Consider the following 25,679-nt stretch of genomic DNA (forward strand, 5'->3'; position numbering starts at 1 on the left):
ATGATTCGCTTTGAAGAGGTCAGTAAGGCTTATCTCGGCGGTCGGCAAGCGCTTCAGGGGGTAGATTTCCATCTGCGTCCGGGAGAGATGTCGTTCCTGACCGGGCACTCCGGGGCAGGGAAAAGTACCTTGCTGAAGCTGATTTGTGGCATTGAACGGCCCAGCGCCGGGCATATCTGGTTTGGCGGGCATGATATCAGCCGCCTGAAAAGCCGCGAAGTGCCGTTCCTGCGTCGTCAGATTGGCATGATTTTCCAGGACCACCATCTGCTGATGGATCGTTCGGTATATGACAACGTAGCGATTCCGCTGATTATTGCGGGTGCCAGCGGTGAAGATATCCGCCGCCGCGTGTCGGCCGCGCTGGATAAAGTCGGCCTGCTCGACAAAGCGAAGAGTTTCCCGATTCAACTCTCCGGCGGTGAGCAGCAACGTGTCGGCATCGCCCGTGCGGTGGTGAACAAACCTGCGGTATTACTGGCCGATGAACCGACCGGTAACCTTGATGACGCCTTGTCGGAAGATATTTTGCGTCTGTTTGAGGAGTTTAACCGTGTCGGCGTGACCGTACTGATGGCGACTCATGATATGGGGCTGATTGCGCGGCGTAATTACCGCGTGATGTCGCTGAATCAGGGACGGATGTACGGAGGCCATGATGGTGAATAAACGTAATAAACGCGCGCCGGCACCGAAGGCGAAACAGCCGTCGAAAACCAAGGCGCTGAAAGGCGGCTGGCAGGAACAGTGGCGTTATGCGTTGCACGGCTCGCTGTCGGATATGTGGCGTCAGCCGCTGGCAACGCTGTTAACCGTGATGGTAATTGCCATCTCGCTGACGCTGCCAAGCGTCTGTTATATGGTGTGGAAAAACGTCAGCCAGGCTGCCGACCAGTGGTATCCGGCACCGCAACTGACGGTTTATCTCAGTAAAACGCTGGATGACAGCGCGGCTGAGAACGTCATTGCGCAGCTGAAGCAAGAAGATGGCGTCGACAAGGTGAACTACCTGTCGCGAGAAGAGGCAATGGGCGAGTTCCGCAACTGGTCGGGCTTTGGCGGCGCGCTGGATATGCTGGAGCAGAATCCACTGCCGGCGGTGGCCATCATTACGCCAAAACTGAATTTCCAGAGTTCGGACACTATGCAAACCCTGCGCGATCGGGTGGCAGCGGTGAACGGTGTGGATGAAGTGCGCATGGATGACAGCTGGTTTGCCCGTCTGGCGGCGCTTACCGGGTTGGTTGGCCAGGTAGCGGCGATGATCGGGATTCTGATGATTGTCGCGGTATTCCTGGTGATTGGTAACAGTGTGCGGCTGAGTATTTTCGCCCGCCGCGATACCATTAATGTGCAGAAACTGATTGGTGCCACCGATGGCTTTATCCTGCGTCCGTTCCTGTATGGCGGTGCGCTGTTAGGTCTGGCGGGTGCGCTGCTGTCACTGGTGCTGTCGGAAGTACTGGTATTGCGCCTGGAATCGGTGGTGACGCAGGTGGCCTCGGTATTCGGCACCAGCTTTACCCTGAGCGGTTTATCCTGGGATGAGAGCCTGCTGTTACTGCTGATTGCCGCGATGATTGGCTGGATTGCTGCGTGGCTGGCGACGGTACAACATTTACGTCGATTTACGCCCCAGTAACCCATAGCAACGTTTTTTTGCTATAATCTTCCTCTGCTGCGAGAGTTTGTGCCGCAGAGGAAGTGCTCCTCTTTAGTTCCTTCTGTGTCACCCAGCCATCTTCACTCATCGCCGCATTGTGTGTAAAATACGCACCGGTAAATTGAACTTGTGGATAACTTTGCCGTCGAACCAGCACAGATTGCTTTCGATTTCTGCAAGTAATTCACGTAGTGTGTGAATGGCGCGAAGGAATCGCGTGGCAACGGGCAATTTTAATTGAGAGGGTTTGAATGACCAAAGAAATGCAAACTTTAGCTATCGCACCTTTAGGTAACCTGGAATCCTATATTCGGGCTGCCAACGTCTGGCCGATGCTGTCGGCAGAAGAAGAGAAGGCGCTGGCTGAACGGCTGCATTACCAGGGCGATCTGGATGCGGCTAAGACGCTGATCCTGTCTCACCTACGCTTTGTTGTTCATGTCGCTCGTAATTATTCTGGTTACGGCTTGCCGCAGGCGGACCTGATTCAGGAAGGGAATATCGGCCTGATGAAAGCGGTGCGTCGCTTCAACCCGGAAGTGGGCGTACGCCTGGTTTCTTTTGCCGTGCACTGGATTAAAGCCGAGATTCACGAATACGTGCTGCGCAACTGGCGTATCGTTAAGGTCGCTACCACTAAAGCTCAGCGTAAGCTGTTCTTTAATCTGCGTAAAACCAAGCAGCGTCTGGGCTGGTTTAACCAGGATGAAGTCGAAATGGTGGCGCGCGAGCTGGGCGTAAGCAGTAAAGACGTGCGTGAAATGGAATCGCGTATGGCAGCGCAGGATATGACGTTTGACCTGTCGTCGGATGATGAATCCAGCGAAGGCAAATCCATGGCACCGGTGCTTTATCTGCAGGATAAAACCTCTGACTTTGCCGATGGCATTGAAGAGGATAACTGGGAAAACCACGCAGCCGACAAGCTGAGTGACGCGATGCAGGGGCTGGACGAACGCAGCCAGCATATTATCCGCGCTCGCTGGCTGGACGACGATAACAAAACCACGTTGCAGGAACTGGCCGATCAGTACGGTGTTTCCGCAGAGCGTGTTCGTCAGCTGGAAAAAAATGCGATGAAGAAACTGCGCATGGCGATTGAAGCCTAAGCCGCTCACCCAGTTAAAAAGCCCCGTTGTGCTGCACACGGGGCTTTTTTTATTAGCGCTGCAACCGCGATGGAAAATCGACTACCGCATGGCGCGGAACGTCGCCATCGAGATGAAAAATCTCATATTCCCCTTCACTGACCATATTCTGCAATGCTTTCAGTACGATACTCGGCGTAACTTTATTTTCTGCCATCAGCCTGTCGCCATGCTGCAACAGGATCTGCGCCAGCGTCATAAACTTACCGGGATCGGCCTGGGTATCCACCCGCGCTAAGGTTCTGCCTTCAGCGAAACCGCTGGCGACGCGTTGCGAACCCGATAATGACAACACTTCCCCTCCGCTGCCACCGGTACTGGCGGAATGCTTAAGAATCTGCACCAGATAATCATCGCCGCGTTGCTGATTGATCCCCGAACGCTCCAGACCATATTGCTGAATTTCTTCAGTGTCACCAAAGTGCGCGCGATAGGCGTAGCGCGGCAACGGATAGCGTTGATTGAAAGCGGTCAGATCGGAAATATGGCTGAATCCGGTATGGCCGACGGCGCGATCGTTCTGGTTGGCACCTCTGGCAATTAAATCGGCGATGGTCATGCGCTGTTGCGGCTGCACTTCATGCTGATGAACGCGGGCGGACTGGGTGGGGGAATCCACCGTGCCCAGCCGCTGACTTGATCCACATAAACCCATCTTTGTTCTCCTGTTAAGCCTTAAATGTAATGAGTGTATGAAAACGGGCGCAGGTTCCGGCCAGTGATTAATAACGCCTTAAGGGTTTACTGCATGCGGCATTTCGTTGTTAATTCAACAATGTTGTTAATGATTTTGCTAATGATAACTATTTGTATTCTTATTATTCCGATGATATATATTGCAATAATTCAAGGGTCGTTAACCCTGATTTTATTGTGCTTATCTGAATGATTAATAACCTCTTTTTTCGCCGGGACGCGGGAGAATCTGCTGCATCCGTAGCCTGATAAAAAACTGACGTCTCAATACTCTCCGGGAATAACAAAAAAGCGCAGAAGCGCAAAGTGGATGAAGAAGATGAAGCAAAAGCAGTGCGCAACCGGCAGCGTCGGTAAGGGAATGAGTCAGAAAACTACACTGGCATTATTGGTTTCTGTCACGCTATCCGGGCCGGTTTTCGCTGCCGAACAAACCATGACGGTAAACGCCGTGGCGAGTGACGAAGGCGTGACCGAAGATACCGGTGCCTATAACACCACCACCATGGTGACAGGAACCGGACTGAGTTTGTCGGCGCGGGAAACGCCGCAAAGTGTCAGCGTGGTGACGAAACAGCGCATGATTGATCAGAATCTCGACAATGCCGCCAGCGTGGTCAACAACACCACCGGGATGTTTGTGCGCCAACTGGATGCTGACCGTTTCAGTTTCAGTTCGCGTGGAATGGGGGTGAATAATATTCTGCGCGACAGCGTGACCACCTTTTATGACACGCGTTTTAACTACGGCGACAACCTGGTGGATACCGTCACCCTCGACCGTATCGAAGTGTTGCGCGGCGCGGCAGGTCTGATGGTCGGGCCGGGTAATCCGTCAGCGGCGGTTAACCTGGTGCGTAAAAAGCCGACCCGCGACTTCCGCGGTGAAGTGACCGCTGGCGTTGGCTCCTGGGATAAATGGCGCACCGGGCTGGATCTCTCCGGGCCGCTGAATGATACCGGCAGCGTGCGTGGCCGCTTTGTGACCGCTTATCAGGACAGCAACAGTCATATCGACCGCCTCAGCGCCAATAAATACCCGATCTACGGCATTCTGGAAGCGGATCTGACGGACAACACCCTGTTTACCGTCGGCGTGGATTATCAGCGCTCTAATACTCACGGCGGTATGTTTGGCGGTTTACCGATCTATTACGCCGATGGCAGCAAAACCGACTATGACCGCAGCGACAGCTTTGCCCCGGACTGGGCCTTCTCGAAAACCCGCACCTTTACCACCTTCACCAGCCTTGAACACCAGTTCGATAATGGCTGGAACATAAAAGGCAGCTTTACATACGACAACAACACGCTGGATGAGCATGTTCTCTGGGCCACCGGCTTCCCGGATCGTGCCAGCAACATCGGCATGATGCCGGGCAGCATGACGCGCATCGAAGGGGAGCGCCGTCAGCAGAACTATGATTTGCAGGTTAACGGCAGCTACGATTTGCTGGGGCGCACCCATCGCGTGGCATTTGGCTTCAACCATCAGCGCCAGGATTTTCAGAACGACTATTTCAACGCCGAATGTATGCTGACAAGAAGCTGCGCCGGACTGGGTGATTTCACCGCGCCGGGCTGGAGCTATCCCGAACCGTCCTGGAGTAGCGAGCGCAGTTACGGCTCAGAAGGGCGCAATGAACAGACCGCAGGCTATGCGGTCACGCAGATTTCACTGGCGGATCCGCTGACGCTGATTGTCGGTGGGCGCATGACCAGCTGGAAAACCCGTGGTGATAACTTCGGCACCGCGCAAAACGCCAGCTACAGCGATGAATTTGTCCCTTACGGCGGTCTGGTGTGGAACATTACCGATGACTTCTCCACCTACGCCAGCTATACCGGCATCTTTAACCCGGAATATCGCCGCAATCGTAACAATCAGTTGATCGATCCAGTTTCCGGCCAGAACTATGAGCTGGGAATTAAGGGCGTTGCGCTGGATAACGGCCTTGATTACTCACTGGCGGTCTTTGAGATCCGTCAGGACAATTTGTCGGTTCTGGATGCGGAAGCGCCGCGCCTGCCGGATAACAGCTCGCCGTATCGCGCCGTTGATGGCACCAAAACCCGTGGCTTTGAGGCCGAGGTGAGCGGTCAGATTACCGACAACTGGCGTGTCTATACCGGCTATACCCAGTTCCGTGCGGTCGATCCGGATGGCGTGCGTATCAATACCAGTGCGCCGAATAAACTGTTCAAACTGTTTACCACTTACACCTTGCCGGGTGCGTTCAGCAATCTGACGCTCGGCGGCGGTGTTAACTGGCAGGATAAAACCTGGCTGACGGTCGCGGGTCCGCAAGGCAGCACGCTGGCGGAACAGAAGAGCTTCGCGGTGGTTAACCTGATGGGGCGTTATCAGTTCACGCCGGATCTGTCGCTGACGCTTAACCTGAATAATGTGTTTGATAAGGAATACTATTCCCAGTTTGGACAGTATACCCAGTACTACTATGGTACTCCGCGTAACGTCGAAGCCACGCTGCGCTATCGTTTCTGACGGGCAGTAACCCGACTCCCTTTCCCGGCGCGGAAGGGGAGTTTTTTCTTTTGGTGAGTGAATAACATGCTGTGGCGACAACGATTTTTATTGCTGCTGATACTGACCCCGCTGCTGAGCTCGGCGCAGTCGCCGGGCTATCCTCTGACGCTGGTCACCGGACTGGGCAAAGCAGAGATTAAAGCCGCACCCAAACGTATTGTGGCGCTGGGTGCCGGTGCCGAGGATATTGTGCTGCAACTGGGGACCGTCCCGGTGGGTATCGAAGCCCATTACTGGGGCGGCGATAAACAAGGATACCTGCCATGGTTTCGCGAAGAGGTGGAGCGGCGCAATGCCGCGTTGCCGGCGATCCTGAATCTTTACCCGGAAACCGATATTGAGGCGATATTACGGTTGCAGCCGGATCTGGTGGTAGCAACCCAGTCGGGTATGACGCAGGAAGTGTTTGATCATCTCTCCTGGTTTGTGCCGGTAGTCGCCTGGCCGAAAAGCCCGTGGCTGACCACGCCGTCGCAGCAAATTAAGCTGATTGCGCAGGCGTTAAACCGTGATCCTCAGCCTTTACTCAATGATCTCGATCTAACGCTAAAACAAGCGGCTGCGACGATTCCTGATATCCATCGCTACACCTTTGCTTATATTCGCGGTGGCGCATCCGGCGGTACGCTGACGGCCTATGCCAGTGGCGATCCGCGTGTCGATACCCTGACGCACCTTGGCCTGACGCTGCTGCCGAGTCTGGCGCAGCAAACACCGCGCTTTGGCAGTTTTACCAGCTTTATCGGGCTGGAAAATGCCGAGCGGCTGAACGACGCCGATATTGTTATCAGCTGGTATCTGAATCAGCGCGACCGCAACAGCGTTGAAGCGCAGCCACTGTTTCGGTCGATTCGCGCCTATCAGCAAGGCGGTTATATCCCGATGATGGATCAGGCACTGGTGGTGGCGATGGGTTACGGCACGCCGCTTAGCGTTCGCTGGGGCATTCACCGTTTTATGCCGATGTTGCAGGAGGCGATTGCCCATGTTAAACGCCGAACTGATTAAGCGGCGTCGCCGTCGCCGGAGTATCGGGCTGATTCTGCTGCTGCTGATCACGCTGTTGTGCGTGATGCTGAGCCTGGCGATGGGTTCGAAACCTCTGCCGCTCAGTGATGTCTGGCGGCACTACTGGCTGGCGCAGGAAACCGGTTATAACGATTTGGTGATCAATCTGCGCGAGTCACGCACCCTGACCGGACTGCTGGTGGGCGCGGCGCTGGCGCTTTCCGGCGCGCTGACGCAGGGACTATTGCGTAACCCACTGGCCGACCCGGGCATTCTTGGCGTAAATGCCGGTGCGGCGGCAATGGTGGTGACCTTCTCCTTTTTTCCGCTACTTGAAGCATTGCCGCGCTTCTGGCCAGCACTCGGCGGCGCGGCGCTGGCAACCCTGGTGTTTTTTATGCTGGGCGGCGGGCAGCGTCACACTTCTGCGGCGCGGCTGGTACTGACTGGCGCGGCGATCAACGCCTGCCTGTTTGCGTATGTGCAGAGCGTGGTGTTGCTGAATGCGCGCGTTATGGACAGCTATCGCTTCTGGACCATTGGCTCACTCAGTGAGCAAAGCCTGAGCCAGAGTTTGTCGATGCTGTCGTGGATGATGCCCGTGCTGCTGCTGACCCCGCTGCTGGGTTCATCACTCAATGTGCTGGCGTTTGGCGAGGCCAGCGCCAGCGCGCTGGGGGTCAATATCAGACGTGTGCGCTTGCAGACGTTGATCGTGGCGACGGTGCTGGCGGCGACCGCCACGGCGATGGCTGGCCCGATAGCCTTTATTGGCCTGGCGGCACCGCACCTGATGCGCGCGCTGGTGGGCAGCGATTTTCGCTGGCTGCTGCCGTACAGCGCACTGGCGGGGGCTTGCTTGTTACTGCTGGCCGATATTGTCGCGCGCTGGATCGTCGCGCCGGCTGAAATTATGGTCGGGATTGTCACCGCCAGCCTCGGCGGTATGTTGCTGTGGCTGGTGGCGAAACGCAGCCGGAGGTTTAATGATGTCGCGTCATAACCCGCTACGTCAACGCGCCCGAATGATCAGCGGCGGGCTGATCATATTAATGCTACTGCTGGTGTGGCTGACGCTGTTGCTGCCGCTACAACAGCCGGGTGCCTGGTGGCCGCAGTCAGTCACGCCCTGGCAGGATTATGTGTTATGGCAGCTTCGCGCCCCGCGTGCGCTGGTCGCTATCGGTGCTGGCGCGGCACTGGCACTCTCCGGTGCGCTGTTTCAGCGTACCACCGCCAATGCGCTGGGTAGCCCGGATATTATTGGTGTGAATGCCGGTGCGGCGGCGGGCATTGTCACCACCCTGACTGTCTGGCCGGGGGTATTGCCGGTGCCGCTGGGGGCTTTACTCGGTGCGCTGACTGCCGTGGTACTGGTCTATAGCGGCAGCATGGGGCGCTTTGGTCAGTTACAGACTACGCAGATCGTGATCGCCGGTATCGCCGTGGCGGCGGTTTGTCTGGCGCTGGTGAACTTTGCCGTATCGCAGCTGCGAATTGAAGTGGCGCAGCAGCTGGCGGCGTTGCTGAGTGGCAGTCTGGCGAACAAACGCTGGCGTGATGTCTGGCTAATTGGCGGAGTGCTGTTGGTGCTGATACCGCCGCTGCTCTGGCTACGACGCGAACTGGCATTTGTTATGGTCGGGCAGGTGGTCGCCAATACGCTTGGCGTGCCGGTGCGGCTGACAAATATCCTCAGCATTCTCTGCGCAGTGGTACTGGCCAGTGCCGCGGTGCTGGTGGTCGGGCCGGTGGCGTTTGTTGCGCTGGCGGCACCGCATATCGCTCGTCGGCTGATGGCGGTGCAGGGCGCGGGTCTGTTTAGTGCCGCACTGATCGGCGCACTGCTGATGCTGCTCGCCGATCTGATTACGCTGTTATTGCCCACTGCCGGGCGTCTGCCGGTCGGGGTGATTACCGCCGCGCTGGGCGGCAGCTATCTGATGCTATTACTTTATACTGAATTACGGAGATCGCCCGCATGACGTCAGCCACCCACTCCTCGTCACGTTTACAGGCGCGTCAACTGACCCTGAGTTACGGCGCTAAGCCGATTGTTGAGCAAGTGGATTTGGCGCTGCGCGAAGGGGAATTCAGCGTGATTATCGGCCCTAACGGCTGTGGCAAATCCACGCTGTTGCGCGCTTTCAGTCGCGGCATGATGCCGCAGTCCGGCGAGGTTTTGCTGGATGATATCAACCTGCATCAGCATAAACCCCGGCAGGTGGCGCGTGAGCTGGCGCTGCTCAGCCAAAGCTCGCTGCTGACCGATACGCTGTCGGTGTTTGATCTGGTCTCACGCGGGCGTTATCCACATCAGAGTTTTTTGCGCCCGTGGTCAGCGCAGGATGAGCAGGTGGTCAACGAGGCGCTGTCGGCGGTCGATCTGAGCGCGATGGCGCAGACTCCGGTGCAGGCGCTTTCCGGTGGACAGCGGCAGCGCGCCTGGTTTGCCATGACGCTGGCGCAGCAAACGCCGATTATTCTGCTGGATGAGCCGACCACCTGGCTGGATATTGCCCATCAGATTGAGCTACTGGAACTGTGCCGTGGCATGCATCAGCAGGGGAAAACGCTGGTAATGGTGCTGCATGATATTAACCAGGCGCTGCGCTATGCCACGCATCTGATTATGATGAAAGAGGGAAAAATTGTCGCACAGGGCGCGCCGCAAGCGGTGGTCACTGAGGACAGTATGGCGCAGGTGTTTGGCCTCGATTGCCGGATTATCGACGATCCGGAGTCGGGTAAACCGCTGATTATTCCCCGTTTCTCCAGAACGCCGTAAGTTTGCTGGCAGGTGAGGTTACTCCGTTGGCCGGTTTTTCGTCCAGCCGCTGGCCTCAGCCTGAAAACCGGATGCCTGCATAAATGCCGCAATCACCTGCGGCTGTTCGCTGCCATCTTTGGCTATCCACCAGTGGCTAATCGACGGATTCTGCGCCAGAGTTTCGGCCAGTAAATAGTGACCGACACCGCGACGGCGGGTCACTTCCCGCACCTGCAAATCATAAAGTTTGCCCTCGGTGCCGACGATTTCAAGACGCAATGCGCCCAGCAGTCGATCGTTAAAACGCGCGGCATACAGCTGATGCCGATCATCCAGCTGCTTTTCTGTCGCAGCGATATCTTTTTCTGGCCACACTTTGCTCAGGTCCTGCCGGTCCTGCGCGCTAAGTTGCTGTAGCCGAATAATAGTCAGTTTCATCCATCTCACCTGAAATGCTGGCAAAGGCATATTGTAGCGAATATGTGCAGCGCGGGGCGCGTAACTTTTATCCTGCCAAAACGATGCGATCTGTTTTTTATCTGGCTTATTGTCCGAGCAAAAAATCAACTAGTGACTATATTGTCAGCATAACGCGCTGGTAAATTGCTGATTATGCCACCGGAAACTCCAGGTGATTATGCTGTTCAGACCGCGAGTTTCTACATATGTCAGTTGATTTACAGAATAAAATTCCTGTTTAATAAACTGAAAAATAAAGCCTTATTACAAGAAAAAGCCGGTTTTTCTGATAACCCGTTATTAGCTAACGAGTTTCTGCTTAAATCTGGCGAAAAAATAACTGCAATCACACAACAGACCAAACAGATGGGGAAGTCCGGATGAAAATCAGTAAAGGTAGCGCGTTTCTGGCGGGTTGCGTTGCGCTGGCGATGAGCCACGCGGCAATGGCAAAAGACATTAAAATCGCCATCGTTGGGGCGATGTCTGGTCCAGTGGCTCAGTATGGCGATATGGAATTTACCGGTGCAAAACAGGCCATTGCTGATATCAATGCCAAAGGCGGCGTGAATGGCAACAAACTGGTCGGCGTGGAATACGACGATGCCTGTGACCCGAAACAAGCGGTGGCAGTGGCGAACAAAGTGATTAACGATGGCATTCGTTACGTTATTGGTCACCTGTGCTCCTCTTCTACCCAGCCGGCTTCTGATATCTATGAAGATGAAGGCCTTATTATGATCACCCCGGCGGCGACCAATGCCGATCTGACCACCCGTGGTTATAAAATGATTATGCGTACCACCGGTCTGGACTCTGACCAGGGGCCAACCGCGGCGAAATATATTCTTGATGAAATCAAACCGCAGCGTATCGCCGTGGTGCATGACAAGCAGCAGTACGGTGAAGGTCTGGCGCGTTCAGTGCAGGACAACCTGAAAAAATCCGGCGGTAATGTGGTGCTGTTCCAGGGTGTCACTGCCGGTGATAAAGATTTCTCCACCCTGGTGGCGCGTCTGAAGAAAGAGAATATCGATTTCGTCTACTTCGGTGGTTACTACCCGGAAATGGGGCAAATCCTGCGCCAGGCACGTGCCGCGGGTCTGAAAACCCAGTTTATGGGGCCGGAAGGCGTGGGTAACTCTTCGCTGTCCAATATTGCCGGTGCCGCTTCCGAAGGCATGCTGGTGACGCTGCCGAAGCGTTATGACCAGGTGCCCGCCAACCAGCCGATTGTTGATGCGCTGAAAGCGAAAAAACTGGACCCAACCGGGCCGTTTGTCTGGACCACCTACGCCGCGTTGCAGGCGCTGACTACCGGTATGGAACGCAGCAAGAGTGAAGAGCCAGAAGATATCGTGAAAAATCTGAAAGAAGGCCAGCCGGTGCCGACCGTAATGGGCGACCTGAGCTGGGATGCGAAAGGCGATCTGAAAGGCTTTGAGTTCGGCGTCTTCAAATGGCATGCAGACGGCACCTCAACAGCGGTGAAGTAGCCCCAGGCGATACTTCCACGGCCAGCAGGCCGGTAATAATAACGCCTGGTAATGATGCCAGGCGTTTTTTGTACCTTCCGTTAACGGACGGATCAGTAAGGTAATCAGGTATGTCCGAGCAGTTTCTCTATTTCCTGCAACAAATGTTCAACGGTGTTACGTTGGGCAGCACCTACGCGCTGATCGCCATTGGTTACACCATGGTGTACGGCATTATTGGCATGATCAACTTTGCCCACGGCGAAGTGTATATGATCGGCAGCTATGTCTCTTTTATCGTGATTGCCGCCCTGATGATGATGGGCATTGATGTTGGCTGGATGCTGATTGCCGGTGGTTTCATTATGGCGATTGTGATTGCCAGCGCTTACGGCTGGAGTATCGAACGCGTGGCTTATCGCCCGGTGCGATCGTCAAAACGTCTGATCGCGCTGATCTCCGCCATCGGGATGTCGATCTTCCTGCAAAACTACGTCAGCCTGACGCAAGGTTCACGCGATCTGGCGTTGCCGAGCCTGATCACCGGTCAGTGGACGCTGGGTGAAAGCAACGGCTTTGCCGCCACCCTCTCCACCATGCAGATTGTTATCTGGTCGGTAACTTTCCTTGCGATGCTGGCACTGACGCTGTTTATCCGCTATTCGCGTATGGGCCGCGCCTGCCGTGCCTGTGCCGAAGACCTGAAAATGGCGAGCCTGCTGGGGATTAACACCGACCGCGTGATTTCACTGACCTTTGTAATTGGTGCGGCGATGGCGGCAGTGGCGGGCGTATTGCTCGGCCAGTTCTACGGCGTGATTAACCCTTACATTGGCTTTATGGCCGGAATGAAGGCCTTTACCGCGGCGGTTCTGGGCGGCATCGGCAGTATTCCTGGCGCAATGATCGGCGGCCTGATCCTCGGCATTGCTGAAGCGCTGACCTCGGCCTATTTCAGTACAGAATATAAAGATGTGGTCTCCTTCGCGCTGTTGATCGTGGTGCTGCTGGTGATGCCTACCGGAATCCTTGGTCGTCCGGAGGTAGAAAAAGTATGAAACAGCTTAATCTGGTTAACGCCATTGTGTCGGCGTTGATGCTGCTGATTCTGGCCTCCTTCTTTATGGGGATGCGCCTGAACCTTGACGGCACGCAGCTGGTGGTGAATAACGCCGGTAGCGTGCGCTGGAACTGGATCGCCGTCGGTTGTGCGGTGGTGTTTTTCTTCCAGCTATTGCGTCCGATGTTTCAGAGCGGCCTGAAAAAAATTTCCGGCCCGGCTTTTGTCTTACCGAGCTTTGACGGCACCACGACGCCGCAGAAACTGCTGGCGGCGGCGCTGATTATTGCGGCGGTAGTCTGGCCGTTTTTCGTCTCGCGCGGCACGGTGGATATCGCCACCCTGACGCTGATCTACGTGATGCTGGGTCTCGGTCTTAACGTGGTGGTCGGTTTATCCGGCCTGCTGGTACTCGGCTACGGCGGTTTCTATGCGATTGGCGCTTATACCTTTGCGCTGCTGAATCAACATTTCGGCCTCGGCTTCTGGCAGTGTCTGCCGCTGGCGGGTCTGGTCTCGGCGATGTTCGGCCTGCTGCTGGGCTTTCCGGTATTGCGCCTGCGCGGCGACTATCTGGCGATTGTGACCCTCGGCTTCGGCGAAATCGTGCGTATTCTGCTGCTGAATAACACCGAAATCACCGGTGGGCCGAATGGCATCAGCCAGATCCCGAAACCGACCTTCTTCGGGCTTGAGTTTAACCGCAGCGTGCGCGACGGTGGCTGGGATACCTTCCATAATTTCTTTGGTCTGAAATATGACCCGGGTGACCGCATTATCTTCCTTTATCTGGTGGCGATACTGCTGGTGGTGCTGACGCTGTTTGTTATCAATCGCTTGCTGCGTATGCCGCTGGGGCGAGCGTGGGAAGCGCTGCGTGAAGATGAAATCGCCTGTCGTTCGCTGGGTTTAAGTCCGCGTCGTATCAAGCTGACCGCCTTCACCATCAGTGCGGCCTTTGCCGGTTTTGCCGGTACGCTGTTTGCCGCGCGTCAGGGCTTTGTCAGCCCGGAATCCTTTACCTTTGCCGAGTCGGCGTTTGTGCTGGCGATTGTGGTGCTGGGCGGTATGGGGTCGCAGTTTGCGGTGATCCTCGCGGCAATTCTGCTGGTGGTTTCCCGTGAACTGATGCGTGATCTGAATGAATACAGCATGTTAGTGCTGGGTGGCTTGATGGTGCTGATGATGATCTGGCGTCCGCAAGGATTGTTACCGATGCAGCGCCCGCAGTTGAAGTTAAAGCGTGACGGGAAAGGAGAGCAGGCATGAGTCAGCCTTTGTTAGCGGTAGATGGCCTGATGATGCGCTTTGGCGGCCTGCTGGCGGTCAACAATGTAAAACTTGAGCTGCACCCGCAAGAAATTGTCTCGCTGATTGGCCCGAACGGCGCGGGGAAAACCACGGTATTTAACTGCCTGACCGGTTTTTATCGTCCGACGGGCGGCACCATCAAACTGCGTGACCAGCATCTCGAAGGCTTGCCGGGGCAGAAAATTGCCCGGATGGGCATCGTGCGAACTTTCCAGCATGTGCGATTGTTCCGCGAAATGACGGTGATTGAGAATCTGCTGGTGGCGCAGCATCAGCATCTGAAAAGCGGCGTGTTTGCCGGATTGCTGAAAACCCCGGCATTTCGTAACAGCGAAAGTGAAGCGCTGGATCGCGCCGCGACCTGGCTGAAGCGCGTGGGATTGCTGGAGATGGCGAACCGCCAGGCGGGGAATCTGGCCTACGGCCAGCAGCGTCGGCTGGAGATCGCCCGCTGCATGGTGACGCGGCCGGAAATTCTGATGCTGGATGAACCGGCGGCCGGACTGAATCCGCGTGAAACCCATGAGCTGGATGAGCTGATTGCCGAACTGCGTGGTCAGCATCAGGTCTCGGTGCTGTTAATTGAACATGATATGAAGCTGGTGATGGGAATTTCCGACCGTATTTACGTGGTGAATCAGGGAACGCCGCTGGCGAATGGCAAACCGGAAGAGATCCGCAATAACCCGGATGTTATCCGCGCATATTTAGGTGAGGCGTAAAATGGCGAACCCGATTTTAACTCTGAATAACGTCAGTGCGCATTATGGCAAAATCCAGGCGCTGCACGGGGTGAGTCTGCATATTAATCAGGGAGAAATTGTCACCCTGATTGGTGCTAATGGCGCGGGGAAAACCACGCTGCTCGGTACGCTGTGCGGTGAACCGCGTGCTACCGAGGGTTCCATCACTTTCGACGGTAAAATCATTACCGACTGGCAAACCGCACGCATTATGCGCGAGGCTATTGCGATTGTGCCGGAAGGTCGTCGGGTGTTTTCGCGTATGACGGTGGATGAGAACCTGGCGATGGGCGGATTTTTCGCTGAGCGGCAGCAATATCAGCAGCGTATTCAACGCGTTTACGAGCTGTTTCCTCGCTTACTGGAGCGCCGTGTGCAGCGGGCAGGAACCATGTCTGGCGGCGAGCAGCAGATGCTGGCGATTGGTCGTGCGCTGATGAGTCAGCCGCGTTTGCTGCTGCTGGATGAGCCATCGCTTGGGCTGGCCCCGATTATCATTCAGCAGATTTTCGACACCATTGAGCAGCTGCGAAAGGAGGGGATGACGATCTTCCTGGTCGAGCAAAACGCCAATCAGGCGCTGAAGCTGGCTGACCGTGGCTATGTGCTGGAAAACGGTCATGTGGTGCTGGAAGACAGCGGCGAAGCGCTACTGGCTAACGAAGCCGTGCGAAGTGCTTATCTGGGCGGGTAACAGGGGCGTTCTCGAATAATATCAAACACTTACCCGTAGGGGCGGCGTTCTCGCCGCCCGTGCCGGGGGTTGGCACGCGGCATATCATCAGCACGGGAGCCGAAAACGGCTCCCGTGCCAGGATTAGGCGCGCTTTATTCCCGTGTAATCCCGTAACCCGCCTGTCACATTGTCGTCATAAGACGTTTATCTCTCTGTCATTTTTGCATGTCATGTTACATCCCGAACATAAAATGCGTGAAATCGCGCGTAACAATCATGTCATGGGAAACTGATATGTCATCCTTCACATTTCGTCATACCGCACTGAGCATCGTGCTGGGTTTCGCTTTCACCGGCAACGCGCTGGCCGCAACCGATATCCCATTCTGGCACTCCATGGAAGGTGAATTAGGGAAAGAGGTCGAATCACTGGCTCAGCGCTTTAACCAGACGCACCCTGATTACAAAATTGTCCCGGTTTATAAGGGCAACTACGAACAGAGTCTTGCCGCCGGTATTGCTGCGGTACGAACTGGCCGCGCACCGGCTATTTTGCAGGTGTATGAGGTCGGCACTGCCACCATGATGTCGTCTCAAGCCATCAAGCCAGTGTACGAAGTGTTTAAGGATGCAGGCATCAGTTTTGATGAGTCACAGTTTGTGCCAACGGTAGCCGGTTACTACACCGATGCCAAAACGGGCAAACTGCTCTCCCAGCCGTTTAACAGCTCCACGCCGGTGCTGTATTACAACAAAGATGCGTTTAAGAAAGCCGGACTGGACCCGGAGCAGCCACCGAAAACCTGGCAGGATCTGGCCGCTTACAGCGCCAAACTGCGTGAAGCCGGGATGAAGTGTGGCTACGCCAGCGGCTGGCAGGGCTGGATTCAGATTGAAAACTTCAGCGCCTGGCATGCTCTGCCGGTTGCAACACAAAATAACGGCTTCAGTGGTACCGATGCGGTGCTGGAATTTAACAAGCCGGTGCAGGTGCGTCATATTCAGCTGCTGGAAGAGATGAATAAGAAAGGGACATTCACCTACTTTGGCCGCAAGGATGAGTCTACCGAGAAGTTCTATAACGGAGACTGCGCCATTACCACCGCATCCTCCGGTTCACTGGCCGATATTCGCCACTACGCCAAATTTAACTACGGCGTCGGCATGATGCCTTACGACGCTACCGTTCCCGATGCGCCGCAGAACGCCATTATCGGCGGTGCCAGCCTGTGGGTGATGAAAGATAAAGATGCGGCCACCTACAAAGGCGTCGCGGAGTTTATGCAGTTCCTCGCCCAGCCGGAGAATGCCGCCGAATGGCACCAGAAAACCGGTTATCTGCCGATCACTACCGCAGCCTATGAGCTGACGCGTAAGCAGGGCTTCTACGATAAAAACCCAGGGGCAGATATCGCTACCCGCCAGATGCTGAATAAGCCGCCGTTGCCGTTCACCAAAGGGATGCGTTTGGGCAATATGCCGCAGATTCGTACCATTGTGGATGAAGAACTGGAGGGCGTCTGGACCGGTAAGAAAACGCCGCAGGCCGCGCTGGATACCGCCGTTGAGCGTGGCAACTTGCTGCTGCGCCGCTTTGAGCAGCAAACCAAGTAACCGTACGGGCGGCGTGCGCGCCGCTCGCAACCCTTTCTGATCTCCGAGCTAAACTATGTCCTCAGTTCGTCCCGGTTTTCGCTCCAGCTGGCTGCCGTATCTCCTGGTTCTGCCACAGCTGCTGATTACCGCCATCTTTTTTATCTGGCCCGCCGGAGAAGCACTGTGGTATTCAGTGCAAAGCGTCGATCCGTTCGGGATGTCCAGCCAGTTTGTCGGGCTGGAAAACTTTACCCGACTGTTTGACGATCAATATTATCTGGCCTCATTCTGGACCACGCTGATTTTCAGCGGTCTGGTGACTGGCTGTGGCCTGCTGATCTCGCTGTTTTTCGCCGCACTGGTGGATTATGTGCTGCGGATGAAGGGTTTCTATCAGACGCTGCTGCTGCTGCCTTATGCGGTTGCACCCGCGATTGCCGCCGTGCTGTGGATGTTTCTGTTTAACCCTGGCCTTGGTCTGATTACCCATTTCCTTGATCTACTGGGTTATAACTGGAACCATGCGCAGAACAGTGGTCAGGCGATGTTTCTGGTGGTGCTCGCCTCGGTCTGGCAGCAGATTAGCTACAATTTTCTGTTCTTCTTTGCCGCCTTACAATCGATTCCGCGTTCGCTGGTTGAAGCGGCGGCGATTGATGGTGCTGGCCCGGTGCGTCGCTTCTTCTATTTGTCGCTGCCGCTGATCGCCCCGGTGAGCTTCTTCCTGCTGGTGGTTAATCTGGTTTACGCCTTCTTTGATACCTTCCCGGTTATTGATGCCGCCACCGGCGGTGGGCCGATGCAGTCGACCACCACTCTGATCTATAAAATTTATCGCGAAGGCTTTGCCGGACTCGATCTCTCCGCTTCGGCCGCGCAGTCAGTGGTGCTGATGTTGTTAGTGATTGGCCTGACGGTGATTCAGTTCCGTTATGTCGAGCGAAAGGTGCGCTACCAATGATTGAGAATCGACGCGGGCTGACGATTTTCAGCCATATCATGCTGGTTCTCGGCATTCTGACCATTCTGTTTCCGCTGTATGTGGCGTTTGTCACCGCCACGCTGGATAACGTGCAGGTTTATCAGGTGCCGATGACGCTGATTCCCGGCACCCATTTATGGGAAAACATTCGCACCATCTGGCAGGAAGGCGTCAGCAGTAACAGTGCGCCAGTCAGCATCCTGTTGCTGAACAGCACCATTATGGCGCTCGGCATTACCGTTGGAAAAATCAGCGTCTCGATCCTCTCGGCTTTTGCGCTGGTGTGGTTTCGCTTTCCGCTGCGTAATCTCTGTTTCTGGCTGATTTTTATCACCCTGATGCTGCCGGTTGAAGTGCGTATTTTCCCGACGGTGGAAGTCATCGCCAACCTGCAACTGCTGGACAGTTACACCGGCCTGACGTTACCGCTGATGGCCTCGGCCACCGCGACCTTCCTGTTCCGACAGTTCTTTATGTCATTACCCGATGAACTGATTGAGGCGGCGCGGATTGATGGTGCCAGCGCAATGCGCTTCTTCTGGGACATTGTATTACCGCTGTCGAAAACCAATCTGGCGGCGCTGTTTGTTATCACCTTTATCTACGGCTGGAACCAGTATCTCTGGCCGATTCTGGTCACCAGTGACAGCAGTATGGGCACCGCGGTGGCGGGAATCAGAACCATGATTTCCAGTGGTGATGGATCAACGCAGTGGAACCTGGTAATGGCTGCGATGTTAATGACGTTGATGCCACCGGTGGTGGTGGTAATGGTAATGCAGCGCGCCTTTGTGCGTGGTCTGGTTGAGAGTGAGAAATAGCAGATGGCAGGCGTAAAACTTCAGGCGGTGACCAAATCTTACGATGGCAAAAATGCGGTGATCAAGCCGCTGGATGTCACGGTGAACGACGGCGAATTTATGGTGATGGTCGGGCCATCCGGCTGCGGTAAATCGACGTTATTGCGTATGGTGGCCGGACTCGAACGCGTCACCTCCGGCGATATCTATATTGATACTCAGCGCGTCACCGAGATGGAGCCGAAGGATCGCGGCATCGCGATGGTGTTTCAGAACTACGCGCTCTATCCGCATATGACGGTGGAAGAGAATATTGCCTGGGGGCTGAAAATTCGCGGCATGGGCAAAGAGCAGATTCGTCTGCGGGTGCTGGAAGCGGCGCGCAGCCTCGAACTGGATGCGCTGCTGCAACGCCGTCCGCGCGAGCTTTCCGGCGGTCAGCGCCAGCGCGTGGCGATGGGACGGGCGATTGTCCGTGAACCGGCGGTATTCTTATTTGATGAGCCGCTGTCTAACCTCGATGCGCGCCTGCGGGTGCAGATGCGCCTTGAGCTGCAACAGCTGCACCGTCGCCTGAATACCACCAGTTTATATGTCACGCACGATCAGGTTGAGGCGATGACGCTGGCGCAGCGGGTGATGGTAATGAATAAAGGCGTGGTCGAGCAGCTCGGCACGCCGGTTGAAGTCTATGAGCGGCCGGCGACGCGCTTTGTCGCCAGCTTTATTGGTGCGCCGTCAATGAATCTGCTGGAAGGTAGCGTCAGCAGAGACGGCTCGCGCTTTGAGCTGTCACCGGGATTTGCGTTGCCACTGACCGAGGCGAGACCGAAATGGGCCAACCGATCCTTGACGCTGGGCGTGCGCCCGGAGCATATTCAGCTGTCGACGCCTGAAGCCGGCGGCATCCCGCTGGTGGTTGAAACCCTGGAGATGCTGGGTGCAGACAACCTGGCGCACGGCAAATGGGGCGGCAATAATGTCGTTGCCCGCCTGTCGCATACTGAGCGACCGGCGATGGGGGAGACCCTGTGGCTGCATCTGCCGGCTCACGCGCTACACTTTTTCGATTCGACTACGGGAATGCGTCTGGAATGATAACTACAGCATGGCCTTATCCGACCATTGTCGCCCATCGCGGCGGCGGAAAACTGGCACCGGAAAATACGCTGGCAGCGATTGATGTCGGGGCGAAATATGGTCATACCATGATTGAATTTGATGCCAAATTGTCGCAGGACCAGCAGATTTTTCTGCTGCACGACGACACGCTGGATCGTACCAGTAACGGCTGGGGCGTGGCCGGTGAACTGTCGTGGGATAAGTTGCAGCAGCTGGATGCGGGAAGCTGGTTCAGCAATCAGTTTCAGCATGAACCGCTGCCACTGCTGAGCGACGTGGCGCAGCGCTGTGCGCAACACGGCATGATGGCGAATATCGAAATTAAACCGACCCGCGGAACCGAACGGGAAACCGGCGCGACAGTGGCGCTGGCGGCACGCGAACTGTGGCATGGACAGACTGCGCCATTGCTGTCGTCATTTTCTTATGATGCGCTGGACGCAGCGATGCAGGCTGCGCCTGAGCTGCCACGCGGTTTATTGCTGGATGAGTGGGATGATAACTGGCAGCAGATGACTGACGGACTGGCCTGCACCTCGATTCATCTTAATTATAAATTACTTACCCCTGAGCGCACGGCGGCGCTGAAAGCCGCCGGGCTGCGTATCCTGGTGTATACCGTTAATCAGCCGCAGCGGGCGCGTGAGCTGCTGAGCTGGGGCGTCGATGCCATCTGTACCGACCGCATCGACACCCTCGGGCCGGACTTCGTTTAAGGCGTCTGCTTAGTGTTATTGCCCGGCTGCGACTGAATCACGCGCTGCTGGGCACTGTCCCGCTGCTCCTGCATTTTACGCTGGGTATCCTGACTCTGACGCTGTTGATCCTGCTTCAGTTTTAGCTGTTGCTGCTGTTGCTGAGTTTTCATCTGCTGCTGCATGCGTTGCTGGCTCGGGTTATAGCCCGGCTGCTGCTGAGTCGTGTTATTGTTTAGCGTATTGGCCATCCCGCTCAGCGGAACCAGCGCAGCAAAAATCATTAACCATCTTTTCATCGTTGTTGTTCCTCCATCAGGCTGGCGACGGATGCTGTGTGTTTTGCCGGTCAGGCAGAAATCCGCCAGAACCTGTTGTCGCCTCGTACAAGTCTAACGCACCCCACAGTTTCTGAATTCAGGAGTGATCCGAATTTGACTTTGCATTGGCCTTTTTGCTTATCTGGTACTGACTTACCAGATGTAAAACCATTGTAAACAATCATAAAAAGGTGTGGCAGGATGATCAAAACCGGCAATATGCGACGCGTTTCCTGGTCGCTGATGGTATGTTTTTGTTTCTGGCAGGGTGCTAATGCGGCACAACCCGCTCCTCCGGTCTCTTACGGTGTCGATGCAGATACCTTTCATCCGGTAAAAGATCGGCACGGGATGGTGGCCTCGGTGGATGCGATGGCGACGCAGGTTGGCGTCGATATTCTGAAGCAGGGCGGTAATGCGGTCGACGCGGCGGTCGCGGTCGGTTTCGCGCTGGCGGTGACGCACCCGCAGGCCGGTAATATTGGCGGCGGCGGTTTTATGCTGCTGCGCACCGCCTCAGGCCGCACCACCTCGATTGATTTCCGTGAAATGGCACCGGTTAAAGCCAGCCGGAATATGTTTCTTGATGCGCAGGGCAACGCCGACAGCAAATTATCCCTCACGTCCCATCTCGCCTCCGGCACGCCGGGCACCGTGGCTGGTTTTGCCTTAGCGGCGCAGAAATACGGCACGCTGCCCCTTAGCCGTTTGCTGCAACCCGCCATTGAGCTGGCGCGCAACGGCATTGTGGTTAACGATTCACTGGCGGACGACCTGAAAACCTACGGCACTGAAGTGCTGGTTAATCACCCCAACAGCAAAGCGATCTTCTTCAAAGCCGACGGCACGCCTTATCAGAAAGGTGAACGCCTGGTGCAGCGTAATCTGGCACATAGCCTGACGCTGATTGCGAAAGAGGGGCCGGACGCCTTTTATAAGGGCGCAATTGCTGACGATATTGCTGGTGAAATGGCTCAGCATGGTGGACTGATCAGCAAGGCCGATCTGGCGGCTTATCGCGCGGTGGAACGTCAGCCGATCAGCGGCAGCTATCGTGGCTACGAGGTGTTTTCGATGCCACCACCGTCATCCGGTGGTATTCATATTGTACAAATCCTGAATATCCTCGAAAACTTTGATCTGGCGAAAATGGGTTTTGGCAGCGCGGATGCTATCCAGGTGATGGCGGAAGCGGAAAAATATGCCTATGCTGACCGTTCTGAATATCTTGGCGATCCGGAGTTTGTCAAAGTGCCGTGGCAGGCACTGACCAGTAAAGCCTACGCCAAAACACTGGCAAATCAGATTGATGTGGCGAAGGCGCGTCCGTCGGCGGAAATCAAACCCGGTAATCTCGCGCCTTACGAAAGTAATCAAACCACTCACTTCTCGGTGGTGGATAAAGACGGCAACGCGGTGGCGGTGACTTATACCCTTAATACCAACTTCGGGAGCGGTATTGTGGCGGGTAACAGCGGCATTCTGCTGAATAACCAGATGGATGACTTTTCTGCCAAGCCGGGAACGCCCAATGTTTACGGCCTGGTCGGCGGAGAAGCCAATGCGGTCCAGCCTTATAAGCGTCCGCTCTCTTCCATGTCGCCAACCATTATTGCCAAAGATGGCAAAACCTGGTTAGTGACCGGCAGTCCGGGCGGCAGTCGGATTATCACGACGGTGCTGCAAATGGTGGTTAACAGCATCGATTTCGGCATGAACGTCGCCGAAGCGACCAATGCGCCACGTTTCCATCATCAGTGGTTACCGGATCAGCTGCGCGTTGAGAAAGGCTTTAGCCCGGATACCCTGCGACTGCTGGAAAGTAAAGGGCAGCATGTGAAAGTGCAGCCGGCGATGGGCAGCACGCAGAGCATTATGATTGGGCCGGATGGCATGTTATACGGTGCATCCGATCCACGTTCGGTGGATGATTTAACCGCCGGTTATTGAGTTAAATCGGGCGACGTTCTCGCCGCCCGTTCAATGTTAATCACGCAGACGCGCCATAAAATGCGCGTCAATTTTCTCACCGTTGCGTAAACCATAACGGCGCGCGGTGCCTTCCACTTCAAAACCAAACTTGCGATAGACCGCAATGGCCGCTGCATTATCGGTAAATACCGTCAGTTCAATGCGCTCGATTCCCAGCCAGTTATCGCAAAGATCGACAATCGCCGCCAGCAATGCTGTCGCGATCCCTTTACCGCGATGGTTAACGTCGACGCCCATACCAAAGCTGGCGGTATGGCGGCGGCGTGATGCCGGATGCACCTCCAGCGTAATTTGTCCCACTATCTGACCGTCAAGACAGGCCACCAGGGAATGCACACCAGCACGGAGATCCTTCAGACGATCCTGCCAGAGCTTTAATGACGGATACGGCACCTGTAGCGTATTCGCCTGCGTATCTGGCTGGCTGTAGAGCTGCTGAAGGGCCGGTGCATCATCAATAGTGACATGGCGAATCTCAATCTGACTCATGGTGCTGCTCCTTTGCTGGTGGGTTATTCCTCTTGAAGATCAGGGGCTTTGTGCAAAAGGTCAACTGAAAATTAATCGCAAAAAGATCTTTACAGATGCGAATGATAATGATTATTATTGTCGTGCGTTCTCAGGAAGTCCACCCTGGACCTGCTGTGAAGGCACGACATTGCTCACATTGCTTCAGTGTTTCTTAGCCAGCTCGGGTGCTGGCTTTTTTTTGCCTGTTTTCCGGCGCGAACTACATCGTATAGTAAGTGGCTGCACCCGGCCCGACCGGCAGACCAAAGCCAAATACCCAAATCACAAACAGTAAGCTCCAGCCGATCATAAAGATGACGGAGTAAGGCAGCATCATCGCCACCAGCGTGCCGATACCGAGATTGCGCTGATAACGCGCCGCTACCGCCATAATCAGACCGAAATAACTCATCATCGGCGTAATCAGATTGGTCACGGAATCACCAATGCGATAAGCCGCCTGGATCACCTCGGGCGCAAAACCTACCAGCATCAGCATCGGCACGAAAATCGGTGCGGTGACGGCCCATTGTGCCGATGATGAACCAATCATCAGATTGATAAAGCCGCAGATCAGGATAAAGCAGAAAAACAGCAGTGGGGCGCTGATATCTATGGCTGACAGCAGGCTGGCACCTTTCACTGCAATCACCGTACCGAAGTTACTCCAGTTAAACAGTGAGACAAACTGGGCGGCGAAGAACACCAGCACGATATACATACTCAGCATACTGATACTTTTCGACATCGCGGCAATCACGTCGCGATCGCTGCGCATGGTGCCCAGCATCCGGCCATAGACGTAACCCGGAATGGCGAAAAACAGCATAATAAATACCACGATGCCATGCAGGAAAGGCGAGCCAGCAAAGCCGCCGGTTTGCGGATTGAGCAGGATGCCGTAACCCGGAATCAGCGTCAGCGCCACCAGCATGCTTAGCAGCAGGAAGGTGATCCCCGCGCCTTTCAGCGCCCGTTTCTCCTGCGGCGTCACTTTACCCATATCCCCTTTTGGCGCATCACCGTCGCTGTCACGATATTTACCCAGCTTAGGCTCGACGATGCGGGTGGTAATCCAGGTGCCCAGTAGCGAAATCACAAAGGTACTGATCGCCATAAAGTACCAGTTTACTTCCGGCCCGACGGTATAGCTGGGATCAATAATTTGCGCGGCGTTTTGCGTAATGCCTGACAGTAGCGGGTCAACGGTGCCGAGCAGCAGGTTGGCGCTGTAGCCACCCGAAACGCCCGCAAAAGCGGCAGCCAGCCCGGCCAGCGGGTGACGTCCTAAAGAGTGGAACAGCATCGCCGCCAGCGGAATTAACACCACATAACCGAGTTCGGAGGCGCTGTTGGAAATAATCCCGGCGAACACCAGGGTAAAAGTGATCAGCTTTTTAGGCGCGCTGAACACCAGTGCACGCATTGCGGCTGACAGCAGCCCGGAGTTCTCGGCAATCCCCACGCCCAGCATGGCGACCAGTACCGTCCCCAGCGGTGCGAAGCTGGTAAAGTTGCTGACCAGGTTGCTGATAATGCGTTGTAAACCCTCGGCGCTGAACAGACTTACCACATGAATCACCCCATCGGCGGCGCGACCGCTTACCCCTTCGGGCCGCGGATCGATCACGCTGAGGTTAAATCCGGCCGCAATGCCTGACGCAACGATGATTAACGCGCACAGTATGGCAAACAGGGTGATGGGATGAGGAAGCAGGTTTCCCAGCCACTCAACGGTATTAAGAAAGCGGGTAATCGGGCTGTTGGGTTTTACTGTTGTAGTGTCTGTCATATTCATTCCCTGGAATTGCTGCTAATCCGGCAGTTGCGTACCAATGTCAGGCCATCTTACGTCGGTAAAAAAAGTTACCAAGGCAGCAAAGCCGAGCAAATACCAAGGAAAAACCGAACTAATCTGCAACGATTCGATGCGAATGGCTGCGTTAATCGATGATTTTGCAGCATTTCCCGCGCTGCCGACGCTCTGTTTCAACAGGGTTTATCCTGTTCTGAATGAGCTTTGGGTTTCAAATAGTGTGATATGTCTTAAAAAAACTCATTGAGATAGTCTTTGCTGATATCGCCGTTATCGTCGGTCGAACTGA

General features: G+C 55.3%; 26 protein-coding genes. 20 read left to right on the forward strand and 6 right to left on the reverse strand.

Annotation, left to right across the window (positions count from 1 at the left end):
* The 3 genes from ftsE to rpoH all read left to right on the forward strand — a co-directional run bounded on the left by ftsE (position 1) and on the right by rpoH (position 2,772).
* Positions 1–669 carry a cell division ATP-binding protein FtsE gene (gene ftsE, locus NG42_RS06310; protein WP_052898426.1) on the forward strand — a complete coding sequence of 223 codons (669 nt, stop codon included), beginning with the start codon at positions 1–3 and terminating at the stop codon, positions 667–669.
* Complete coding sequence (ftsX, locus tag NG42_RS06315; protein ID WP_052898427.1) at positions 659–1,642, forward strand: permease-like cell division protein FtsX; 984 nt, start codon at positions 659–661, stop codon at positions 1,640–1,642. Before ftsE ends, ftsX begins: the two co-directional genes overlap by 11 nt.
* A 272-nt stretch (positions 1,643–1,914) precedes the next feature.
* Complete coding sequence (rpoH, locus tag NG42_RS06320; protein WP_052898428.1) at positions 1,915–2,772, forward strand: RNA polymerase sigma factor RpoH; 858 nt, start codon at positions 1,915–1,917, stop codon at positions 2,770–2,772.
* Between the two features lie 52 nt (positions 2,773–2,824).
* Here rpoH and NG42_RS06325 read toward each other — a convergent pair whose 3' ends face one another.
* Positions 2,825–3,466 (reverse strand): hypothetical protein, encoded by a 642-nt coding sequence (locus tag NG42_RS06325; protein ID WP_052898429.1) that lies wholly within the window; start codon positions 3,464–3,466, stop codon positions 2,825–2,827.
* A 360-nt stretch (positions 3,467–3,826) separates the two neighbouring features.
* Here NG42_RS06325 and NG42_RS06330 point away from each other — a divergent pair, with 360 nt between their 5' ends.
* The 5 genes from NG42_RS06330 to NG42_RS06350 all read left to right on the forward strand — a co-directional run bounded on the left by NG42_RS06330 (position 3,827) and on the right by NG42_RS06350 (position 9,851).
* Positions 3,827–6,013, forward strand: coding sequence for a TonB-dependent siderophore receptor (locus NG42_RS06330; RefSeq protein WP_082203839.1), 2,187 nt, complete (start codon positions 3,827–3,829; stop codon positions 6,011–6,013).
* 66 nt (positions 6,014–6,079) lie between these two features.
* The gene (locus tag NG42_RS06335; RefSeq protein ID WP_052898430.1) at positions 6,080–7,063 is read left to right on the forward strand and encodes an ABC transporter substrate-binding protein; all 984 of its coding nucleotides are present in this window, start codon (positions 6,080–6,082) and stop codon (positions 7,061–7,063) included.
* On the forward strand, positions 7,041–8,066 hold the full coding sequence (locus NG42_RS06340) for a FecCD family ABC transporter permease (protein WP_052898431.1): 1,026 nt from the start codon (positions 7,041–7,043) through the stop codon (positions 8,064–8,066). Before NG42_RS06335 ends, NG42_RS06340 begins: the two co-directional genes overlap by 23 nt.
* Positions 8,050–9,048, forward strand: coding sequence for a FecCD family ABC transporter permease (locus NG42_RS06345; protein ID WP_052898432.1), 999 nt, complete (start codon positions 8,050–8,052; stop codon positions 9,046–9,048). Before NG42_RS06340 ends, NG42_RS06345 begins: the two co-directional genes overlap by 17 nt.
* Positions 9,045–9,851 carry an ABC transporter ATP-binding protein gene (locus NG42_RS06350; protein ID WP_052898433.1) on the forward strand — a complete coding sequence of 269 codons (807 nt, stop codon included), beginning with the start codon at positions 9,045–9,047 and terminating at the stop codon, positions 9,849–9,851. The genes NG42_RS06345 and NG42_RS06350 overlap by 4 nt, the downstream gene beginning before the upstream one ends.
* 18 nt (positions 9,852–9,869) lie before the next feature.
* Here NG42_RS06350 and panM read toward each other — a convergent pair whose 3' ends face one another.
* On the reverse strand, positions 9,870–10,271 hold the full coding sequence (gene panM, locus NG42_RS06355; protein ID WP_052898434.1) for an aspartate 1-decarboxylase autocleavage activator PanM: 402 nt from the start codon (positions 10,269–10,271) through the stop codon (positions 9,870–9,872).
* Positions 10,272–10,445: 174 nt separating this feature from the next.
* Here panM and NG42_RS06360 point away from each other — a divergent pair, with 174 nt between their 5' ends.
* The 11 genes from NG42_RS06360 to ugpQ all read left to right on the forward strand — a co-directional run bounded on the left by NG42_RS06360 (position 10,446) and on the right by ugpQ (position 20,773).
* Complete coding sequence (locus NG42_RS06360) at positions 10,446–10,676, forward strand: hypothetical protein (RefSeq protein WP_052898435.1); 231 nt, start codon at positions 10,446–10,448, stop codon at positions 10,674–10,676.
* Positions 10,673–11,788 carry a branched-chain amino acid ABC transporter substrate-binding protein gene (locus tag NG42_RS06365; RefSeq protein ID WP_052898436.1) on the forward strand — a complete coding sequence of 372 codons (1,116 nt, stop codon included), beginning with the start codon at positions 10,673–10,675 and terminating at the stop codon, positions 11,786–11,788. The genes NG42_RS06360 and NG42_RS06365 overlap by 4 nt, the downstream gene beginning before the upstream one ends.
* A 110-nt stretch (positions 11,789–11,898) precedes the next feature.
* Positions 11,899–12,825 carry a high-affinity branched-chain amino acid ABC transporter permease LivH gene (gene livH / locus NG42_RS06370; RefSeq protein ID WP_052898437.1) on the forward strand — a complete coding sequence of 309 codons (927 nt, stop codon included), beginning with the start codon at positions 11,899–11,901 and terminating at the stop codon, positions 12,823–12,825.
* On the forward strand, positions 12,822–14,096 hold the full coding sequence (locus NG42_RS06375) for a high-affinity branched-chain amino acid ABC transporter permease LivM (RefSeq protein ID WP_052898438.1): 1,275 nt from the start codon (positions 12,822–12,824) through the stop codon (positions 14,094–14,096). Before livH ends, NG42_RS06375 begins: the two co-directional genes overlap by 4 nt.
* The gene (gene livG / locus NG42_RS06380) at positions 14,093–14,860 is read left to right on the forward strand and encodes a high-affinity branched-chain amino acid ABC transporter ATP-binding protein LivG (protein ID WP_052898439.1); all 768 of its coding nucleotides are present in this window, start codon (positions 14,093–14,095) and stop codon (positions 14,858–14,860) included. The genes NG42_RS06375 and livG overlap by 4 nt, the downstream gene beginning before the upstream one ends.
* Position 14,861: 1 nt before the next feature.
* On the forward strand, positions 14,862–15,575 hold the full coding sequence (gene livF, locus NG42_RS06385; protein WP_052898440.1) for a high-affinity branched-chain amino acid ABC transporter ATP-binding protein LivF: 714 nt from the start codon (positions 14,862–14,864) through the stop codon (positions 15,573–15,575).
* Positions 15,576–15,851: 276 nt separating this feature from the next.
* On the forward strand, positions 15,852–17,171 hold the full coding sequence (gene ugpB, locus NG42_RS06390) for a sn-glycerol-3-phosphate ABC transporter substrate-binding protein UgpB (RefSeq protein WP_052898441.1): 1,320 nt from the start codon (positions 15,852–15,854) through the stop codon (positions 17,169–17,171).
* Between the two features lie 55 nt (positions 17,172–17,226).
* Complete coding sequence (gene ugpA / locus NG42_RS06395) at positions 17,227–18,114, forward strand: sn-glycerol-3-phosphate ABC transporter permease UgpA (RefSeq protein ID WP_052898442.1); 888 nt, start codon at positions 17,227–17,229, stop codon at positions 18,112–18,114.
* Positions 18,111–18,956: a sn-glycerol-3-phosphate ABC transporter permease UgpE gene (gene ugpE, locus NG42_RS06400; RefSeq protein ID WP_052898443.1), complete on the forward strand. Its 846-nt coding sequence runs from the start codon at positions 18,111–18,113 to the stop codon at positions 18,954–18,956. Before ugpA ends, ugpE begins: the two co-directional genes overlap by 4 nt.
* 3 nt (positions 18,957–18,959) lie before the next feature.
* Entirely contained in the window at positions 18,960–20,033 is a 1,074-nt protein-coding gene (locus tag NG42_RS06405) for a sn-glycerol-3-phosphate import ATP-binding protein UgpC (protein ID WP_052898444.1), read from the forward strand.
* Positions 20,030–20,773 carry a glycerophosphodiester phosphodiesterase gene (gene ugpQ / locus NG42_RS06410; protein ID WP_173581487.1) on the forward strand — a complete coding sequence of 248 codons (744 nt, stop codon included), beginning with the start codon at positions 20,030–20,032 and terminating at the stop codon, positions 20,771–20,773. The genes NG42_RS06405 and ugpQ overlap by 4 nt, the downstream gene beginning before the upstream one ends.
* Here ugpQ and NG42_RS06415 read toward each other — a convergent pair.
* The gene (locus NG42_RS06415; RefSeq protein ID WP_052898445.1) at positions 20,770–21,051 is read right to left on the reverse strand and encodes a DUF2756 domain-containing protein; all 282 of its coding nucleotides are present in this window, start codon (positions 21,049–21,051) and stop codon (positions 20,770–20,772) included. The genes ugpQ and NG42_RS06415 overlap by 4 nt on opposite strands.
* Positions 21,052–21,273: 222 nt before the next feature.
* On the opposite strand from NG42_RS06415, the gene ggt reads away from it, so the two are divergent.
* The gene (ggt, locus tag NG42_RS06420; protein ID WP_052898446.1) at positions 21,274–23,022 is read left to right on the forward strand and encodes a gamma-glutamyltransferase; all 1,749 of its coding nucleotides are present in this window, start codon (positions 21,274–21,276) and stop codon (positions 23,020–23,022) included.
* Between the two features lie 36 nt (positions 23,023–23,058).
* Here the strand turns inward: ggt and NG42_RS06425 are convergent, their stop codons facing one another.
* The 3 genes from NG42_RS06425 to NG42_RS06435 all read right to left on the reverse strand — a co-directional run bounded on the left by NG42_RS06425 (position 23,059) and on the right by NG42_RS06435 (position 25,567).
* Positions 23,059–23,553, reverse strand: a complete 495-nt coding sequence (locus NG42_RS06425) for a GNAT family N-acetyltransferase (protein ID WP_052898447.1) — start codon at positions 23,551–23,553, stop codon at positions 23,059–23,061.
* Positions 23,554–23,794: 241 nt separating this feature from the next.
* The gene (locus tag NG42_RS06430) at positions 23,795–25,366 is read right to left on the reverse strand and encodes an AbgT family transporter (RefSeq protein WP_052898448.1); all 1,572 of its coding nucleotides are present in this window, start codon (positions 25,364–25,366) and stop codon (positions 23,795–23,797) included.
* Between the two features lie 21 nt (positions 25,367–25,387).
* Complete coding sequence (locus NG42_RS06435) at positions 25,388–25,567, reverse strand: hypothetical protein (protein ID WP_052898449.1); 180 nt, start codon at positions 25,565–25,567, stop codon at positions 25,388–25,390.
* Between the last annotated feature and the right edge of the window lie 112 nt (positions 25,568–25,679).

Source organism: Winslowiella iniecta (assembly GCF_001267535.1).
In the GTDB taxonomy this organism is placed as follows: Bacteria; Pseudomonadota; Gammaproteobacteria; order Enterobacterales; family Enterobacteriaceae; genus Erwinia; species Erwinia iniecta.